The 16,931-nt window shown below is 66.6% G+C and carries 16 protein-coding genes and 1 pseudogene; 7 read left to right on the plus strand and 10 right to left on the minus strand.

Annotated elements, in window-relative coordinates:
• Nucleotides 1-65: 65 nt before the first annotated feature.
• The 5 genes from C1706_RS07135 to ctaE form a co-directional block, all read right to left on the minus strand.
• Nucleotides 66-1,523, minus strand: coding sequence for a GuaB1 family IMP dehydrogenase-related protein (locus tag C1706_RS07135; protein ID WP_129458548.1), 1,458 nt, complete (start codon nt 1,521-1,523; stop codon nt 66-68).
• Between the two features lie 66 nt (nt 1,524-1,589).
• Nucleotides 1,590-3,305: a cytochrome bc1 complex cytochrome b subunit gene (gene qcrB / locus C1706_RS07140; protein ID WP_129458549.1), complete on the minus strand. Its 1,716-nt coding sequence runs from the start codon at nt 3,303-3,305 to the stop codon at nt 1,590-1,592.
• Nucleotides 3,305-4,378 carry a cytochrome bc1 complex Rieske iron-sulfur subunit gene (gene qcrA / locus C1706_RS07145; RefSeq protein WP_129458550.1) on the minus strand — a complete coding sequence of 358 codons (1,074 nt, stop codon included), beginning with the start codon at nt 4,376-4,378 and terminating at the stop codon, nt 3,305-3,307. Before qcrA ends, qcrB begins: the two co-directional genes overlap by 1 nt.
• Complete coding sequence (qcrC, locus tag C1706_RS07150) at nt 4,375-5,175, minus strand: cytochrome bc1 complex diheme cytochrome c subunit (protein ID WP_129458551.1); 801 nt, start codon at nt 5,173-5,175, stop codon at nt 4,375-4,377. The genes qcrA and qcrC overlap by 4 nt, the downstream gene beginning before the upstream one ends.
• A gap of 33 nt (nt 5,176-5,208) precedes the next feature.
• Nucleotides 5,209-5,937, minus strand: coding sequence for an aa3-type cytochrome oxidase subunit III (ctaE, locus tag C1706_RS07155; protein ID WP_431830692.1), 729 nt, complete (start codon nt 5,935-5,937; stop codon nt 5,209-5,211).
• Between the two features lie 229 nt (nt 5,938-6,166).
• On the opposite strand from ctaE, the gene C1706_RS07160 reads away from it, so the two are divergent.
• Nucleotides 6,167-6,592 carry a DNA-binding transcriptional response regulator gene (locus C1706_RS07160; RefSeq protein ID WP_129458552.1) on the plus strand — a complete coding sequence of 142 codons (426 nt, stop codon included), beginning with the start codon at nt 6,167-6,169 and terminating at the stop codon, nt 6,590-6,592.
• The gene (gene trpD / locus C1706_RS07165) at nt 6,589-7,635 is read left to right on the plus strand and encodes an anthranilate phosphoribosyltransferase (RefSeq protein WP_129458553.1); all 1,047 of its coding nucleotides are present in this window, start codon (nt 6,589-6,591) and stop codon (nt 7,633-7,635) included. The genes C1706_RS07160 and trpD overlap by 4 nt, the downstream gene beginning before the upstream one ends.
• A gap of 58 nt (nt 7,636-7,693) precedes the next feature.
• On the opposite strand, the gene C1706_RS07170 is transcribed toward trpD, so the two are convergent.
• From C1706_RS07170 to C1706_RS07180, 3 genes are all read right to left on the minus strand, one after another.
• A complete protein-coding gene (locus C1706_RS07170; RefSeq protein WP_129458554.1) occupies nt 7,694-8,389 on the minus strand; it encodes a prepilin peptidase in 696 nt (231 codons plus the stop codon).
• Nucleotides 8,390-8,398: 9 nt separating this feature from the next.
• The gene (locus C1706_RS07175) at nt 8,399-8,896 is read right to left on the minus strand and encodes a hypothetical protein (RefSeq protein WP_129458555.1); all 498 of its coding nucleotides are present in this window, start codon (nt 8,894-8,896) and stop codon (nt 8,399-8,401) included.
• Between the two features lie 149 nt (nt 8,897-9,045).
• Nucleotides 9,046-10,050: a sunset domain-containing protein gene (locus C1706_RS07180; RefSeq protein WP_129458556.1), complete on the minus strand. Its 1,005-nt coding sequence runs from the start codon at nt 10,048-10,050 to the stop codon at nt 9,046-9,048.
• A gap of 194 nt (nt 10,051-10,244) precedes the next feature.
• Here C1706_RS07180 and C1706_RS07185 point away from each other — a divergent pair, with 194 nt between their 5' ends.
• A complete protein-coding gene (locus C1706_RS07185) occupies nt 10,245-10,763 on the plus strand; it encodes a peptidylprolyl isomerase (protein WP_129458557.1) in 519 nt (172 codons plus the stop codon).
• 233 nt (nt 10,764-10,996) lie between these two features.
• Here the strand turns inward: C1706_RS07185 and C1706_RS07190 are convergent, their stop codons facing one another.
• The gene (locus tag C1706_RS07190) at nt 10,997-11,272 is read right to left on the minus strand and encodes an Lrp/AsnC family transcriptional regulator (RefSeq protein WP_129458558.1); all 276 of its coding nucleotides are present in this window, start codon (nt 11,270-11,272) and stop codon (nt 10,997-10,999) included.
• Nucleotides 11,273-11,502: 230 nt separating this feature from the next.
• Between C1706_RS07190 and C1706_RS07195 the strand changes: the two genes are divergently transcribed.
• From C1706_RS07195 to C1706_RS14335, 3 genes are all read left to right on the plus strand, one after another.
• The gene (locus C1706_RS07195) at nt 11,503-12,768 is read left to right on the plus strand and encodes an extracellular solute-binding protein (RefSeq protein WP_164987472.1); all 1,266 of its coding nucleotides are present in this window, start codon (nt 11,503-11,505) and stop codon (nt 12,766-12,768) included.
• 135 nt (nt 12,769-12,903) lie between these two features.
• Nucleotides 12,904-13,812, plus strand: a complete 909-nt coding sequence (locus tag C1706_RS07200; RefSeq protein ID WP_129458560.1) for a carbohydrate ABC transporter permease — start codon at nt 12,904-12,906, stop codon at nt 13,810-13,812.
• 111 nt (nt 13,813-13,923) lie between these two features.
• Entirely contained in the window at nt 13,924-14,670 is a 747-nt protein-coding gene (locus C1706_RS14335; protein WP_348981030.1) for a carbohydrate ABC transporter permease, read from the plus strand.
• On the opposite strand, the pseudogene C1706_RS07205 reads toward C1706_RS14335, so the two are convergent.
• Nucleotides 14,557-16,387 (minus strand): annotated as a pseudogene (locus tag C1706_RS07205) (DEDD exonuclease domain-containing protein); the annotation flags it as partial. The gene C1706_RS14335 and the pseudogene C1706_RS07205 sit on opposite strands and share 114 nt — an antisense overlap.
• A gap of 111 nt (nt 16,388-16,498) precedes the next feature.
• Between C1706_RS07205 and C1706_RS07210 the strand changes: the two are divergent.
• Entirely contained in the window at nt 16,499-16,765 is a 267-nt protein-coding gene (locus C1706_RS07210) for a hypothetical protein (RefSeq protein ID WP_348981029.1), read from the plus strand.
• Nucleotides 16,766-16,931: the final 166 nt, after the last annotated feature.

Genomic DNA, 16,931 nt, shown 5'->3' on the forward strand with positions numbered 1-16,931 from the left:
TGTGAGCAGGGCGTTACAGACCTGTGGGCCTCACCCAGACCTGCGTGGCTCGCCCCTGCGGGGTCTCACCAGCTCACGTGCAGTGGGCGTCCCTCTTCGTAGCCGGAGCGGGACTGGACCCCTACGGTGGCACGGGCATGGAAGTCGGTCAGGGTGCGGGCGCCCGCGTAGGTGCAGGAGGAGCGAACCCCAGACGTGATGAAGTCCATCAGGTCTTCCACCCCGGGGCGAGCCGGGTCGAGGTACATACGCGACGACGAGATGCCCTCCTCGAACAGAGACGCTCGCGCACGGTCGAAGAAGCTCTGCTCTTTCGTGCGAGCGCGCACCGCGCGGGCAGAGGCCATCCCGAAGGACTCCTTGTACGCCCGCCCCTCGGCATCACGCATCAAGGGGGAGGTGGACTCGTGCGTTCCAGCAAACCACGACCCCACCATGACGGCACCGGCTCCCGCGGCGAGGGCGAGGGCCACGTCGCGCGGGTGACGGACCCCGCCATCGGCCCAGATGGCCTTGCCCAAGTCTGCGGCTGCCGCAGCGCAATCGAGGACAGCCGAGAACTGGGGGCGGCCGACCCCGGTCTGCATGCGCGTGGTGCACATCGCACCCGGCCCGACCCCGACCTTGACGATGTCAGCTCCCGCCTCAATGAGGTCGTTCGTACCTTCGGCCGTGACGATGTTGCCGCCCACCAGAGGTACCCGCATGCCGGTGCGTGCCGCGTGCTCGTCTCGGACTGTTCGTACCAGGCGCAGCGTCTCCAGCATCCGGTCCTGGTGTCCGTGAGCGGTGTCCATGACGAGGACGTCCGCACCCGCTTCGAGGAGGGCCACAGCCCGCTGTTGGGTTGAGCCGGAGATGCCAACGGCGGCCCCGATCCGTAGGCGTCCCTGAGCGTCGAGGGCGGGGGAGTAGAGCGCCGAACGCAGGGCGCCCTTCAGGGTCAGCACCCCGACGAGCCGCCCGTCCGCATCGGTGGCAATGGCGATCTTGCGTCGCTGCTCGGTCAGTAGGTCGAACGCCTCCTGCGGGGAGATCGTTGCGGGAACGAGCGTGAGATCGGTGGTCATCAGTTCGTGGATGGGGACGAACCGATCCATACCAGCAGTGTCCGCATCCGACAGCAGACCCACCGGAACCCCGTCGTCCAAGACGACGGCAACCCCATGAGCCCGCTTGGGAATGAGGGGGAGGGCGTCCGCGACGATCATGTCGGGCGTCACCTTGATCGGCGTGTCGAAGACGGTATGCGCGCTCTTCACGCGGGCGATCGCGTCCGTGGCCGCGGAGGGGGAGAGGTCCTGCGGGATGATGGACACGGCGCCACGGCGGGCGACCGTCTCTGCCATCCGCCGCCCGGAGATGGCGGTCATGTTGGCCACGATCAAGGGGGTGGGGAGTTCCAGGGCGTCGGTCGAGGTGAGATCGACCTCCATCCGCGAGCGGACTGACGACCGAGTAGGCGACATGAAGACGTCGTCGTAGGTCAGATCGTGATCGGGTTTACCGGTGGTGAAACGCACGGCGCACAGCCTAGTGGGTGCAGGAAGGGCGGTGACCCAGAATGGTCACCGCCCTTCCTGGCGTCCTCAGGAGTGCAGTTGTGCCGGATCCTCTGATGAACCCTCAAGGCTGTTCTCGTCCGATGCTCCGTGGTGAGCAGCATCGGCGATCTCCGCCTTCGTAGGGATCGCGATGTCGTCGCCGGAGTACCAGTGAGACAGACGGGCTCGGAACCCGCTCACCGCATCAGGGTTCTTGATCCTGACACCATGCTCATCGACGTCGGCAGTCTCCTCCAAAGGCGTGTGATGCGTGTGCTGCGTGAGCGTGTACGCCTCATCGTGGGAGAGGGGGGCGTGCGGTTCGGAGAAGCCACCGTCCGGGCTTTGGACGATCGTTCCGGACTCCGAGCCGTGCAGGACCCGCTCGCGGTCGGCGCGCTGCAACGACAGGCAGATCCGCTTGGTGATGATGAACGCGACGATGGGGCCCAGGAACACCGCGAAGCGCAGGAACCACGTCACAGCGTTCAGCGACAGGTGGAAGTGCGTCGCGATGATGTCGTTGCCACCACCGGCCCACAAAAGCCCGTAGAAGGTCATCCCTGCGACGCCCAGGCCCGTGCGGGTCGGAGCGTTGCGCGGGCGATCCAGCAGGTGGTGTTCGCGCTTGTCGCCGGTGATCCACGACTCGACGAAGGGCCACAGGGCCAGCGACGTGTAGAAGATGCCCATGAGGACCGCGAACGGCAAGAAGATATTCCACGACCACGTCGTGGGGCCCCAGTGCGACTCCAGGCCCGGCATGATGCGGACGGCACCCTCAACCCAACCCATGTACCAGTCGGGCTGGGAGCCTGCGGTGACCTGAGCCGGGTTGTAGGGCCCGTACAGCCACACCTGGTTGATGGACATGGTGGCGCCCATCAAGATCAAGACGCCGAAGACGATGAAGAAGAAGCCGCCCGCCTTGGCCATGTACACGGGGAACATCGGGTACCCGACGACGTTCTTCTCGGTACGCCCAGGGCCAGGGAACTGCGTGTGCTTGTGGTACACCAGCAGCGCCATGTGGGCCCCGATCAGCGCCAGCAAGATCGCGGGGATCAACAAGATGTGCGCCATGTAGAACCGGGCGATGATCGCATCCCCCGGGTATTCGCCCGCGAAGACGAAGAACTGCACCCACGTTCCGACGACCGGGACGGACAAGATCGCACCTTCGGTGAAGCGCAAGCCCGTACCGGACAGCAGGTCGTCGGGAAGTGAATAGCCGGTCATGCCGGCGATCATCGACAGCGACAACAGCACGACGCCGATGAGCCAGTTCAACTCGCGGGGCTTGCGGTAGGCGCCAGTGAAGAAGATGCGCAGCATGTGGACCGTCATCGCAGCCATGAACAAGATGGCAGCCCAGTGGTGAATCTGGCGGACCAGCAGGCCGCCGCGCACATCGAAACTGAGGTGAAGCGTCGACTCGAAGGCCTGCGACATCTGCAGCCCGCGCAGCAACTGGTAGCTGCCGTCGTATTCGATCTCAGCCATCGACGGCTTGAACCAGATGGTGAGGAAGATGCCGGTCAACAACAGGACGATGAAGGAGTACAGGGCGATCTCGCCCAGCAAGAAGGACCAGTGGTCAGGGAAGACCTTGCGCAGCGCGGCCTTGCCGATCTTGGCGACGCCGAGGCGCTCGTCGAGCCAGCCGAGGGGGCCTCCCACCGTGGTGACGGCGCCCTCCTCGGCGGGGGACTGGGTGTCAAGGAGCGGCGCCTCGGGAGAAATCGCAGCGGGCCTCGCCATTATCGATCACCCTTCTTGTAGTCGTTTCGGGAGTCGCGCTCAAAGAAGCTCGGACCCACCGGAACCGTGAAGTCGCTCTGCGCGACAAGGTAGCCCTGCGCGTCGACCTTCAACGGCAACTGGGGCAGCGAACGTGCGGCAGGACCGAACACCACGACGCCGGAATCACCGAGGTCGAAGGTGCTTTGGTGGCACGGGCACAGCAGGTGGTGCGTCTGCTGCTCCCACAACGAGATCGGGCAGCCGACGTGGGTGCAGATCTTGCTGTAGGCCAGGATGCCGCCGACCTGCCAATCTCGGCGCGACTCGGGGACCTTGATCGAGTTCGGATCCATGCGCACCACGATGAGGGCCGTCTTGGCCTTCATGTTCTGGTACTCGGTGCCATGCAAGTCGCGCAGGTTCTCCGGTTCAGCGTTGACCAACTGACCGATCTCGATGTCTGCGGCCTTCAAGGGGATCCAGTTGGTGTCGTTCACGACGCGAACCCCATCAGCCCACAGAGTGTGCTCCAGGGTCTCCTTGCGGGTTGCCGCCGTGGGCCAGGGGCCGAGGTCGGCCAGCGTCACCAAGGCGGGCACGGCCATGATGCCGATCGCACCTCCCAGGGAACCCAGCAGCATGCCGCGACGCTTGATGCCAGCGTCGGAGGCTCCCGCGTTAACGGCGGCAACGAATTCGGCCTTTTCGCTGGCGGTCGAGGCCACCGGGTGACGCTCTTCGGAGATCTCGGTGTCGTTCATCAGCTGGCGAGCCCAGTGGATCGCACCGATCCCGATGAGGAGGACGCCGAGCCCGGCGGTCAATCCGAGCAGGGTCGGCTGGATGGACCAGCGCTGACCGAGCAACTCCGCCGTGGCGGTGTGGGGCACGGCGAAATAGATGACGACAAAGGCGATCGCCAAAACCGGTACCGCGGCGAAGAGCGCCACCACCTGGTGATAGGTGCGCTGGCTCAGGCGGGGATCGGAATCGGTGTAGCGCTCGACGTGAGGCTCAATGCCCGGGTCCGAGACGGGCAGGTCGGACTCGCCCTGCTCGCGGGGGGTCAGCGTGGACTGATCGTGCGTCATTTCGCTCGCGCTCCTCGTGAAGTGATCCAGACGGCGAACAGGCACAGACCGCCGATGCCGATGATCCAGCCGAACAGGCCTTCCGTGACCGGGCCGAGCCCGCCGAGCGTGAAGCCAGCGGACGGCTCCTGCTCCAGGCCCTTCAGGTACCCGATGATGGCGGCGATGTCCTCGTCCGGGATGGCTCCGGCGGCGAACACGGGCATCTGCTGGGGGCCGGTACGGACGGCCTCGTAGATGTGCAGGGGCTCGACACCGTGAAGCGGCGGGGCGAACTTGCCGTTGGGCAATGCGCCACCGTTGGCGCCCGCCTGGTGGCAGGCGGAGCAGTTGGTGCGGAAGAGTTCACCACCGCGGGCGATTTCCTCGTCGCTCAGCTTGGAGTAGTCGTACTGAGACGAGTGGGGGATGGCGGGGCCGGGGCCCAGCGAGGCGACGTAGGCGGAGATCTTGCCGATCTCCTCAGCCGTGTAGGTGTTCACCTTGCGGGGGGCTTGCTCGCCCGGACGAGCCATCGGCATACGGCCAGTGCTCATCTGAAAATCGACGGATGCGGCGCCGACGCCGACCAGGGAGGGCCCCTGCGAGGTGCCCTCACCGTTGAGCCCGTGGCAGGAAGAACACGTCACTTGGAACAGTGCCTTGCCTTCTGCCACCTGGGCCGAGGTGCCGCTGTCAGCCGCGACCTGACCCGAGGGGACCAGCGCCGCATACAGGGAGCCGAGGAGGACGAGCGCCAAGATGAGGGAGAGGGGTCGCGCCGCCGTGCGCCGCCTTCTGGGATGACCCGATCGCATGGTGTGTGCGCCTTTCGAGGTGGGGACGGACGGTTAGCGGATGATGTAGATCACCGCGAAGAGGATGATCCACACGATGTCGACGAAGTGCCAGTAGTAGGAGGCCACGATCGCACTGACCCGTTGTTCGTGGGTGAACGTGCGTGCGACGTAGGTGCGGCCCAGCATGAAGATGAACAGGATGAGGCCGCCCAGGACGTGTAGCCCGTGGAAGCCGGTCGCCAGGAAGAAGGCCGAGGTGTAGGCGTTCGTGTTGGGCAGGAAGCCTTCGGAGACGAGGGTCGAATACTCGTAGGCCTGCCCGCCGAGGAAGACCGCGCCCATGACGAAAGTCAGGGTGTACCACTCGCGCATGCCCCACTTCGCGACGTTGAGCAGGCCACCGGTTCGCGACACGAAACCGCGCTCGGCGCGATGGACGCCGATCTGGCAGGTGATCGAGGAGAGAACCAGGATCGTGGTGTTGATCAGCGAGAACCAGGGCGCCTCGATGCCAAACAGGTTCTGCAGGAAGTGGGCGCTGCCCCACTGCCACATCGTCTGCTCTCCGGGGGCAGCCATGGCGGTGGTGACGTTGCGCAGATTGAAGTAGGCGGCGAAGAGCGCGGCGAAGAACATGAGCTCGCTGGCGAGCCAGATCACCGTCCCGACGGCCAACATGTCAGGACGGCCCTTGACGCCGTTCAGACGTGTGGGCGCCACCGGGTGAAGGGCGCCGTGAGGAACGACCGGGACCGCGCTCGTATTCGCTGTATTCGCCACGGGCGCCATTATTACCGTTGAACTGGGTTGGGGTCACCTTCGGATGGGGCGTAGGCGACAAAAGATGAGTGTTCGTTACCTGGGCGGCGCTTCTCTCTCTGTTCTGCACCCGCCTCGAAGGGGGTGGCGGCGCTCGTCGTCTTGGGCCGGATCCGGACGCCGGAGTGCGCCGTCGTGGACTGTGAGCGATAGCATGGCCAGCGTTGCCCGTGGAAGAAGTGAGGACACGATGAGCGAAGAGGCACCCGCCGCCAAGGCGACGATCCTGATCTACTCCGACGACCGTCACACTCGTGATCAGGTGAAGGTGGCCCTGGGTCGGCGCGTCGCTGCGGATGTTCCGGAACTCTCCACCGTGGAGTGCGCGACGCACCAGGCGGCCATCAAGGTTCTGGACGAAGGCGGCATCGATCTGGTGATCGCCGACGGTGAGGCCGTGCCGCTTGGCGGGATGGGCTTGTGCCGTCAGGCCAAGGACGAGGTGGCCAACTGCCCGCCGTTCCTGCTGCTGGTCGAGCGCGTCGCCGACGCGTGGCTGGCGACGTGGTCGCGCGCCGACGCGGTCGTGCCCTACCCGATTGACCCGATCCGGCTTCCTGCCTCGGTCGCTGACGTGCTGCGCGCCCGGCTGGGGGAGCAGGCGCGCGTCTCGTGAGCCGGAGTTGGCCCGACGTCCTGACCGGCCTGGTCACCGGGAACGACCTTGATCCCGAGGCTGCGGCCTGGGCGATGAACGAGATCCTCGTGGGCGCGGCTACTCCCGCCCAGATCGCCGGATTCATGGTGGCCTTGCAGGCTAAAGGCGTGACCCCCGGTGAACTCACCGGCTTGGTGAGCGGCATGCTCGCCAACGCCCGTTCCATCACCTTGCCGACCGCAGAAGCAGTCGACATCGTCGGGACCGGCGGTGACCGTGCGAACACGGTCAACATCTCGACGATGGCGGCGGTCACGGCCGCGGCTGCCGGGGCGCGCGTGGTGAAACACGGAAACCGCGCCGCATCCTCCGCTTCAGGGACAGCCGATTGCCTGGAGGCCCTCGGTGTCGTGCTCGATCTGGACCCGGCCTCCCAGGCGCAGGTGTTCGAGGACGTCGGCATCGTGTTCTTGTTCGCCTCGCACTACCATCCCTCCCTGCGTAACGCTGCGGCTCCTCGGCGGGAACTGGGGATCCGGACGGTCTTCAACTTCCTGGGGCCTTTGGCGAACCCTGCCCGGCCCAATGCGCAGGCGATTGGCGTCGCCGACCCGGTAATGGCCGGTGTCGTGGCCGACGTGGTGGCCGGACGCGGTCAGCGCGGCCTCGTCTTCCACGGCGGCGACGGGCTGGACGAACTGACGACCACTACCCAGAGCCGGGTCTGGGTCGTCGCCGACGGGCGCGTGGTGGAAACCACGCTGGACCCGGCCGATCTGGGTATCCCGCGGGCGACCCGAGATGACCTGATCGGTGGCGATCCTGCCGTCAACGCGCAGGTGGCACGCGACACGTTTGCGGGCAAACCGGGCGCGGTGCGCGACATCGTCACGGTGAATGCCGCCGCGGCGTTGCTCGCTTTCGATGGGCCTGACCTGGACGCACCCTTGGCCGATCAGTTCCGTGACCGCATTGCCCGGGCGTCACAGGCCTTGGATGACGGTTCGGCCACGGCGCTGCTGCAGCGCTGGGTTGACGCCACCCGGCGTCTGGCGCGCTGACGGCGGCCCCGCCCAGGCGTTCGCGAACCTGCACGATCTGGTGGGGCTGTCCGCTGCGCTAGGCACACGGCAGCAACAAGGCGACAAACGCGCCGGCGAGCAACCCCGGACCATAGGGAAAACCGCCGCGGCGTCCGCGGGCGCGTTCCACGATGCCCGTCACAGCCCCCAGCAGCGTCCCGGTCAGCAGCGCCCACGCCACCATGGACGCTGACGAGAGCGCCGTGACGGCGCCGATCGTCGCGGCGAGCCGGACATCTCCGTAGCCGAGTTGTCCGGTGAACCGCCACACCAGGTGGAAGAAGCCCCCCACCACGACTGCGCCTGCGGCCGCGGCGGCCAGCGGCCACCAGGAACCGTCGACCCCACAAGCGAGCAGGGTTCCTGCCAGAGCGACGAACCAGCCTGCGTGAGACAGGCGGGCAGGCAGCCACGTCGTGCGGGCGTCGATGGCACACGCAAGCACGTTGGCGGTCGTTAAGGCAGACCAAGCCAGCCATAGCTGAGGCGCTGTGCGCGACACGGCGAGCCCGGTGGCCACCCCGGATAGGGCCGCAACGACGATGACGAACGGAGGCGTTGCCAGGGACGCGTAGTGAGGGGCCTCGGGGTCGTCGTGCGGCTCGGGCAGCCAACCCAGCACGCGTGGGGACACCAGCAGCATTCCTACCGCGGCGATCGCCGTGACCAAGACGCCCCAGGCCAGCACGGGACCTACGTCGAGGAAGGCGAGGAAGGGGAGCGGGGAGGGCACGGGGAGAGCCTAGGCCGCACACGCCACCACAACGGGCGGATCCTCGCTGATCCTGTCCAAGGCTTCGGTGAGGGCCCGGGCACGCAAGGCATCGACTGCCGAAACCCGCCTCGCCTCGCCACCAAGCACCGCCGTGAGGCGTGCAGGTGACCACCGCATGACGCGGCACAGGTGCCGCGGTGTCATGCCGCGGGCCAGAGCAGCCGAGAGGCGGCTTGAGGTGGGTTCTGAGGGTTGCGTCGTGCGCTGTAGTGCGCGCAGACCAGCGACATCGACCTGCCACAGCAACTGAGCTGCGGGCCGGGGTAGGCGGCGGAGGGGACGGCCACGGCGTCCGTGCAGGAGAACGTCGGCGTGACGCAGGGTGAGGCCCGCATGGAGGGCGACCACCTGCCACGGCAACCCCGTCGAGGAACAAAGATAGCGAAGGTGGGCGCGGAAGGGGGCTGCGTCGACCCAGCGTCCCTGGTCGAAGGAAGGCAGTGATGAGGGTGCAGCGGCGGGCATGGCGGCTCCTTGGGTTGACCTGTCACCCAAGAAGGCCTTTCGCAGACGCCGATTGTGAGATCGGATTCGCCGATGGTGTCGTGTGCTGCCCTCCGGACGCACGCAGGGGCGCAACCCCAACGGGTTGCTCCCCTGCGTGGCATCGGTGACTAGCGCTGCGCCTTCGTGAAGCCCGCAGCTTGAGCCGCGGCCTCGTCGGCGAACCACACGTCGGCGATGGTGCGCTCATAGCCCCCGTTGCCGGGGACATGGAACTTCATCGACCGTTCGTTGCCCTTGATGCGGAAGCCCTCCGGCGGTTCGGTTCCGACGAAGGAACCCTCCCCGTAAGGGCTATCCACGAAAGGGGCAGCATCATCCTCCGCGGCCTTCTTGGCGTCTGCCGCAGCGTCGGCGACCTTCTCCTTGACCGTCGCGGCGCCCTTCTTGAGGGCCTCCTTCGCGTCCGAGGCGGCATCGCTCGCGTCCGCCTTCGCGTCCTCGAGCTTCTCGCCTGCCTTCGCGGCGGCGTCGGCGAGCTTGTCCTTAGCGGCGGCGGCCTTGTCGCCCGCCTCATCGATCCACTCGGACGCCGCATCAGCGGTGGCACTGGACTTCTTGGCCAGGTCGTCGACGAGGTTCTGCGTCGAGGTCGGGACGTAGGGCTTGCTCGGCTCGTGGGCGTACCAACCGGAGTCGCTGGGGGCAAAGAACTTGCGCAGCGCGATGACGACGCCGACCAAGAGGCCGCCCGCCAAGACGACCTTGCCGAAGGTCTTCCACCCGGACTTCTTCTTGACCGGTTCGACCAGAGCGGGGATCTCCACCTTGGCGAGGTCGTCAGCAGCGTTGTGCAGCAACTCGCTCACCGCGGGAATGAAGTTGTTTTGCACCTTGTCGCGCGCCGTATCGACGGCGGGGACGAGGCGCGCGTAGGCCTCGTCGATGGCGGGAGAGACGCGGTTGAGTGCCTCGTCCAGCTTGGGCTGCACGGCGTCTACGGCATCGGCGGCGAACTTGGCACCCTTCTTCTTGGCGTCCTTGGCCAGGGGGGTCAGGTACTCCTGCGCCTGCTGCAAGTACACGCCCGCCTGAGCGAGGGCGTCCTTGCCGAGGTCTTGAGCGGCGTGGGTGGTGTCACCGACGACGCTTTCGAGGTTCTTCCGTTTCCTCACGGTCTTTCCTCCTGATCGATTGGGTTCGCGTGATCGCGTGCCAGCCACGGTACCTAATCCTGTGGCCGCGGCACAGGGGCAGGTGCGCATTCCCAGGGACACATCGGGGTGTTGGTGCGCCATGGTCCTAGGTGGCCTTGGGTAACGTGGGGGAGAATGCCCGCATGGCGGGCCCACGCATGAAAGGAACCGACGTGGCCAAGAAGGCAACGCTCCACACCAACCACGGTGACATCACGCTCAACCTCTTCGACGAGCAGGCTCCCAAGACGGTCGCCAACTTCGTGGGGCTCGCTGACGGCACCAAGGAGTACCGCGACGCCGAGACCGGTCAGACGACGACGGGCAAGTTCTACGACGGCGTCATCTTCCACCGGATCATCGACGGCTTCATGATCCAGGGTGGGGATCCGCTCGGTACCGGCACCGGTGGTCCCGGTTACCAGTTCGGTGACGAGTTCCACGCCGACCTCTCCTTCAACCGCCCCTACCTGCTGGCCATGGCGAACGCGGGCCCCGGCACCAACGGGTCGCAGTTCTTCATCACGGTGAGCCCGACGCCGCACCTCAACTTCCGGCACACCATCTTCGGCGAGGTGGCCGATCAGGCTGGTCGCGACGTGGTCGACGCGATCGCCAAGGTCCGCACCGGGCGCGGCGACCGGCCGATCGATCCGGTGGTCATCGAGTCGGTGGAGATCGACCAGGCCTGACCTGGTCGAGTGCCCAGGGGGCGCGAGACGCTGAGAGGGGGCGACGGCCATGGCCGTCGCCCCCTCGTCATGTGTCGAACCGCTGCGCACAGTGCGTGCGCAATCTTGGCCGGATGGGACTGTCGCTGGGCACCCCCTGGGGGCGCAAGGGCGCGGTGGGTGCCAGCGCACGCTCACCGCGCGTGAGGCCCTGCTTTGCCCGGGGGGCTGGGGCCTTACTCTCTCAGGGAGCCTTACTCTCCCAGGGAGAAGGCGGCCTCCAGGTCATGACTGGAGTAGGCGCGGAACGCCAGGTGCGTCGTCGTGCCCGTCACGCCCGGAACCTTGTTGATGCCCCCGGTCACCACGTCAGCGATGCGGTCGATCTCGCGCGTGCGCACGATCGCGATGAGATCCATGGCCCCGGTCACGGAGTAGACCTCAGTGACCTCCGGCATCGTGGCGACGCGATCAGCAACTTCGCTGACCTGATCGACGGCCGTAGAGATGAAGACGATCGCGGTGTTCATGGGTTCACCCTAGCGAGGAGCCACGCGCCTCGGGCGCCGTCACGTGCGGGCCCTGAGGCGTCCGGTGTCGTGAAGAAACTGCAACCGTTCGGTAACACCAGCCTCTCGACATCGCGGCACGGTGGGGTTAGGTTCTTTTGAAAAGAGTCTGACCTAATGCGGTGTGGCCGCATCGTCACCCCTCAACGACGAGGCTGACATCAGGCTCACGGATGAGAAAGGCACCTCACATGGCACGATTTGCCACGACCGGCCTTGCGGTGGCGACCGTCGTCGCCCTCGCGTTGACCGGCTGTTCCGGCGGCGCGGCGCCGACCGCTTCCACGGGAGCCGACGGCACCCTCTCCGCCACCACCATCAAGATCCTCGCCCCTTCCTACTCTGAGTCCTCCAAGAGCGACTGGCAGAAGATCATCACCGAGTTCAAGACCAAGCAGCCCAACGTCACCGTCGAACTGCAGATCGAAGGCTGGGACGACTTCAGCTCCAAGGTGCAGGCCCGCATCCAGGCCAAGGACTACCCCGACATCCTCAACGACAACGCCTTTGCCGGCGCCGCAGAGGCCGGACTGCTCTACCCGGTTAACGAAGTGATGAGCGCCAACACCCTTGCCTCCATCGAGCCGGCCCTGCTCAAGAACGGCATGGGGACCGATGGGAAGCAATGGGCCGCCCCCGACATCGCCTCCAGCCGAATGCTGGCCTACAACACCGACCTGTTCGCCCAGGCAGGCATCGCCAAGGCACCCACCACCTGGAGCGAACTCGCGGCTGACGCGCAGAAGATCACGGCGCTCGGCGGCGACATCCACGGCTACGGTCTTCCCCTCGGCAAGGAAGAAGCCCAAGTGGAATCGTCCCTGTGGCTGTGGGGCGCGGGCGGCGACTGGGTGCAAGGCAACAAGCTGGTCGCGAACCAACCCGCCGCGGTTGAGGCGTTCACCGAGATGAAGAAGCTCGTCGATGCCGGCGTGACCCAGCCGAATGCTGGCGCGACGAACCGGCAGCAGGCGGCCGATCTGTTCAACAACGGCAAGCTGGGCATGATGCTGAGCCACTCGGGCCTGCTGAAGGAGACCCGCGCCAAGTTCCCCCAGACGAAGTTCGCGGTCGCGCCCATCCCGTCCAAGAACGGTGACCCTGTCGCCTTCGGCGTGACCGACTTCATCCTCGCGTTCAACAACGGGGACGCCAACCGCAAGGAAGCCACCAAGCAGTTCCTCGACCTCATGTACTCCGACTCCATGTATCAAACCTGGTACGCGGGCACGGGGCTGCTGCCTGTCACCACGTCGATGATCGCCAAGGGCAAGGCCAGCGACACCGACAACGCGGCGTTCTATGACGCACTGTCCTACGTGAAGTTCCTCCCCGTCGGCGACCCGAAGTGGGACGCCCTCCAAAAGGCGCTCCAAGGCACGGCAGGCACCATCACCTCGGACACACCCGAGAACGTGCTGGCCAAGATCCAGGCGCAGGTGGACGCACAAGGCTGAGCCCTCCGCGTTCGAAGGAGGTGGGGAGTCGTCGTCACGCGCAGGCACCGACGGCTCCCCGTTCCCTCCCGCTCGCCGGACGCACAGCCTTCCCGCATCCCTGCTTCCCGCATCCCTGGAGAAGAGGAGACACCCATGACCGCACCCCGCCGTCGCGGACGCGCCCACGAGGTTCGTGCGGCACTGCCCTGGCTGGTGCCCACACTGATCCTCATCGTCGGCGTCGTGCTCTACCCCGCCGTCTTGATGGGGTGGACCGCCACCCGGAAGTACAACGCCTACGGCGTCGAGCGAGGGCCGGCAGGCTGGGACAACTTCGTTGGACCAGCCGGGGCCCTGACCTTCCCCACCGTCCCCATCCCGCAGATCCTGATCAACACGGTGGTCTGGGTCGTCGTCGTGGTGGCGATCACCGTGGCCTTGTCGTTGCTGTTGGCACAGTTCCTCAACCAAAAGTTCCGCGGGCGCAAACTGCTGCGTCTGGTCATCATCCTGCCGTGGGCCAGTTCCGTGGTCATGACCGCGACCGTCTTCAACTACGGTCTCCAAACCGACGTGGGGCTCTTCAACCGGCTTCTGGTCGACACAGGGATCCTCGAGGCGGCCTACGGGTTCACCAAGAACCCCACCTCGGCCTTCTGGGTGGCCGTCTTCGTCGCCATCTACGTCTCCCTGCCCTTCACGACCTACACGATCCTCGCCGGGCTGCAGGCCGTCCCCGAGGACATCTTGGAGGCCGCCCACATGGACGGGGCCAATCGCTTCCAGCGGTACACGCGCATCGTGTTGCCGATGCTGCGTCCCGCACTGCTCGTCGCGACCCTGATCAACATCATCAACGTGTTCAACTCCCTGCCGATCCTCAAGATCCTCAACGAGACCCCCGGATACAACACAGGGCACACCACGACAACGCTCATCTTCGAATACAAGGCGCAATTGGGCCCCGGGGTGGCGAGTGCGCTCTCCCTGGTGAACTTCGCCTTCTGCCTCGTCGTGATCGCGATCTACCTCGCCGCCGTCCAGCCCACGAAGGAGGTCTGACCCATGGCCGCCACACGCCGCCGCGGCGGCATCGACCAGCCGCCGAACCCGATCGGGATCGCGCTGGGAAGCCTGGTCATCGTCGTGTTCTTCGCGTTTCCCTACGCCTTGATGCTGATCAGTTCGCTCAAGTCGCGCGAAGACATTGCCAAGATCCCCCCGGACTACCTGCCCGCCTCGCCCCAATGGGACAACTACCTGACCGTCTGGGCGTCGAACGTCGCGCCCGGGGGCGCACTACTGGCCACGACCGTCATCGCGCTGGGGGCCACGCTGCTCGTCTTGCTGGTCGCCACGCCCGCCGCCTACTACATCGCACGGTTCCGGTTCCCGGGACGCCTTGCCTTCTTGTTCCTCGTGCTGATCACCCAGATGCTCCAGCCGACGGTGCTGGCCGTGGGCCTCTATCAAGAGTTCAGTTCGTGGCGCGGACCCCTGGTCTGGGTGGCGTTGATCCTCATCAACGCGGCGTTCAACCTCTCCTTCGCGATTTGGATCATGCAGGCTTTCTTCGCGTCCGTACCGAAAGAGGTGGACGAAGCCGCCCTGATCGATGGCGCCGGACGTCTCCAGACACTGTTTCGGATCTCACTGCCGCTGGTGTGGCCCGGCATCGTGACGGCGATCGTGTTCGTGTTCGTCAACACGTGGAATGAGTACGCGGCCGCGTTCATCCTGGTCCAGGACCCCGCGTTGCAGCCGTTGACGGTGGCCATGCCGCGCTTCCTGGGGCTCTACGTGCGTGACTGGCAGTACCTGTTCACGACCGCGATGGTCGCCGTGGTTCCGGTGATTATCTTGTTCGCCTTCATTGAGCGCCGTCTCATCGGCGGACTGACAGCCGGGGCCGTGAAGTAGCGCGCGCTCAGCCGCCGAGGACGAACCGCGGTAGGTCGTCCTCGGCGATCGAGCCGTGGAGAGGCCACCCCCACTCGCCGTCCACGTCGATCAGCCGGATGCCTGGTGACTCGAGCCACGACGCGATGCGTTCGGTCTCTTCGATCGTCGCGGCAGGCAACCCCGCCACGGGCGCGGTGACCTGTTCGGCCACGGCGGTGGCCTCGCGTGCCGCTGTGACCACACTGTCTCCCGGACGGACCCACGCCGCCGCAGCGAGGCGCCCGTAGCGGATGACGTGGGCCTCCCAGCCGCCCACGCTGCGGCGGACGGCCACCAGTTCGGCACACTGAGCCAACGCACCGACGCGGCGGGCTCGTGTGGAGGCCCGGACGAAGCCGCGCAGACGACTGGTGAGCCGTTCGGCCTCTTCGAACCGCTCTTGCGCCATGAGTGCTGCCAGGCGGGTCGCCGGGGCGCGCACGACAGCGCGGACGTCGACGGTCAGGCTGCTGCGCACCGCCTCGACGAGATGGGCGTAATCGACGCGAGCAACAGTGCCGTCGCAGGGCGCGGCGCAACTGCCCAGATCGCCCAGCGCGCAACGGCTGCTAGGGGTGCGCTCGGACAGCCGTGCCGTGCACTGACGCAACGGAAAGGCGTCGTAGATGGCGGCCATCGCGTCTTCGGCTGCGGCGCGGCGCGAGAAGGGGCCGAAGTAACAGGCGCCGTCGTTGGTGACCTTGCGTACCACCGACAAACGCGGGAACGGCTCTTGGGTCAGCTTGATCCACTGCTGCCGCTCAGGAAACTTGGAGCGACGGTTGTACCGCGGGGCGTGCGCGGCGATGAGGCGCAACTCCAAAACTTCGGCCTCCAGCGGCGTGCGGCACGCCGTCGCCTCGACCCCCGTCGCGATGCGGATCATCTCCTCCATGCGCGGACGCTTCTCCGCTGCGGTGAAGTAACTCCCCACGCGAGAGCGGACATTGACGCTCTTGCCGACATAGAGCACCTGACGACGGATCTCACCATCGCGATCGGGCAGATCGGCGACGAACTGGTAGACCCCCGGGCCACTGGGCACGTCTTTGGCCCAGGTGCGTTTAGCCCGGCGTTGCGGCGAGACCCCCCGGGTGAACTCCAGAAGATCCTCCACCGTCGTCACGCCCAGGTTTCCCACGCGTTCCAACAGGCGATGCAGGACCGTCACGGTGGCACGGGCGTCGGTGAGGGCACGGTGATTGGGGGACTCCTCGACGTGGAAGTGACGCGCGAGGGTCGCCAACTTCACATTGGGCACCTCGTCGCGGGTCAGGACGCCGCGTGCCAGGGCGACGGTGTCCAAGACGCCGAACCCCGGCCAGCGCACGTCCTGATCGGCGCAGGCACGCTTGAGGAAACCGACGTCGAAACCCGCGTTGTGGGCCACGAGCACCGACCCCCGCGCGAACTCCAAAAAGGGAGGGATCACCTGATCCACGCGAGGGGCGTCCGCCACCATGGCATCGGTGATGCCGGTGAGCACGGAGATCAGGGGCGGGATGTGCCCGTGAGGGTTCACCAGCGTCTGGAACTCGCCCTCGACCGCCCCGCCGCACACCCGGACGGCGCCGATCTCGGTGATGCTCGCCTCAGGACCCGCGCCCGTCGTCTCCAGATCGACCACCACGAACGGCGTCGTGGCCAGGGACCGGCCCAGATCCTCGAAGCTGGGTTGCAGCGTGGCGGAGTTCATGATCGGACACGCTAGGCGTCGCCTCCGACACTTCAGTCGAGGGTCGCTGTCCTCCGCCACCACTCGGGCCGAGGACGGCGTTTTGTCGGCGGGCGCTGTCAGGGTGGGGCCATGAACACGATGCTCATCGATTGCGTCGGCTGCGCGGCGCGAGGCCCCGCGTGCGACGACTGTGTGGTGTCGGCGCTCCTGGGAGCGCCTGAGCAGGGGGCCCCTGAGCAGGGGGCCCCTGAGCAGGGGGCCCCTGAGATGGCCGCCTTGGCCGACGACGAGCGAGCCGCGCTCGGCGTCATGGCCGAGGGGGGATTGCTGCCGCCGTTGCGTCTGGTGGCGCGGGCCGTTCCCGAACGTTCGCAGCGGTGGCGCCGTGGCGCCTGAGTCAGGTCGGCCGCTTCGTCGCCGCGGTCTCGGCGGTGGCCTGCTGCCGGCCCCCGATCGACGTGGCAGGCGGCGCCCGCGGCACGGGTGGGGCGGGGCAGGGGCGCGCTAACCGTGCGTCGGGCGTCGGCACACTGCGCTGGGTGTCGGTGCCTGGGCGTTGCTC

This window comes from Propioniciclava flava, from assembly GCF_004126535.1.
Classification (GTDB): Bacteria; Actinomycetota; Actinomycetes; order Propionibacteriales; family Propionibacteriaceae; genus Propioniciclava; species Propioniciclava flava.

What these genes read in the sequence shown, in the direction of transcription:
- C1706_RS07200 (WP_129458560.1), top strand. Translation starts at nt 12,904, where the DNA reads ATGACCGCACCCCGCCGTCGCGGACGCGCCCACGAGGTTCGTGCGGCA.
- C1706_RS07175 (WP_129458555.1), bottom strand. Translation starts at nt 8,896, where the DNA reads ATGCCCGCCGCTGCACCCTCATCACTGCCTTCCTTCGACCAGGGACGC.
- C1706_RS07190 (WP_129458558.1), bottom strand. Translation starts at nt 11,272, where the DNA reads ATGAACACCGCGATCGTCTTCATCTCTACGGCCGTCGATCAGGTCAGC.
- qcrA (WP_129458550.1), bottom strand. Translation starts at nt 4,378, where the DNA reads ATGACGCACGATCAGTCCACGCTGACCCCCCGCGAGCAGGGCGAGTCC.
- C1706_RS07160 (WP_129458552.1), top strand. Translation starts at nt 6,167, where the DNA reads ATGAGCGAAGAGGCACCCGCCGCCAAGGCGACGATCCTGATCTACTCC.
- C1706_RS14335 (WP_348981030.1), top strand. Translation starts at nt 13,924, where the DNA reads ATGCTGATCAGTTCGCTCAAGTCGCGCGAAGACATTGCCAAGATCCCC.
- C1706_RS07195 (WP_164987472.1), top strand. Translation starts at nt 11,503, where the DNA reads ATGGCACGATTTGCCACGACCGGCCTTGCGGTGGCGACCGTCGTCGCC.
- qcrB (WP_129458549.1), bottom strand. Translation starts at nt 3,305, where the DNA reads ATGGCGAGGCCCGCTGCGATTTCTCCCGAGGCGCCGCTCCTTGACACC.
- C1706_RS07210 (WP_348981029.1), top strand. Translation starts at nt 16,499, where the DNA reads ATGAACACGATGCTCATCGATTGCGTCGGCTGCGCGGCGCGAGGCCCC.
- qcrC (WP_129458551.1), bottom strand. Translation starts at nt 5,175, where the DNA reads ATGCGATCGGGTCATCCCAGAAGGCGGCGCACGGCGGCGCGACCCCTC.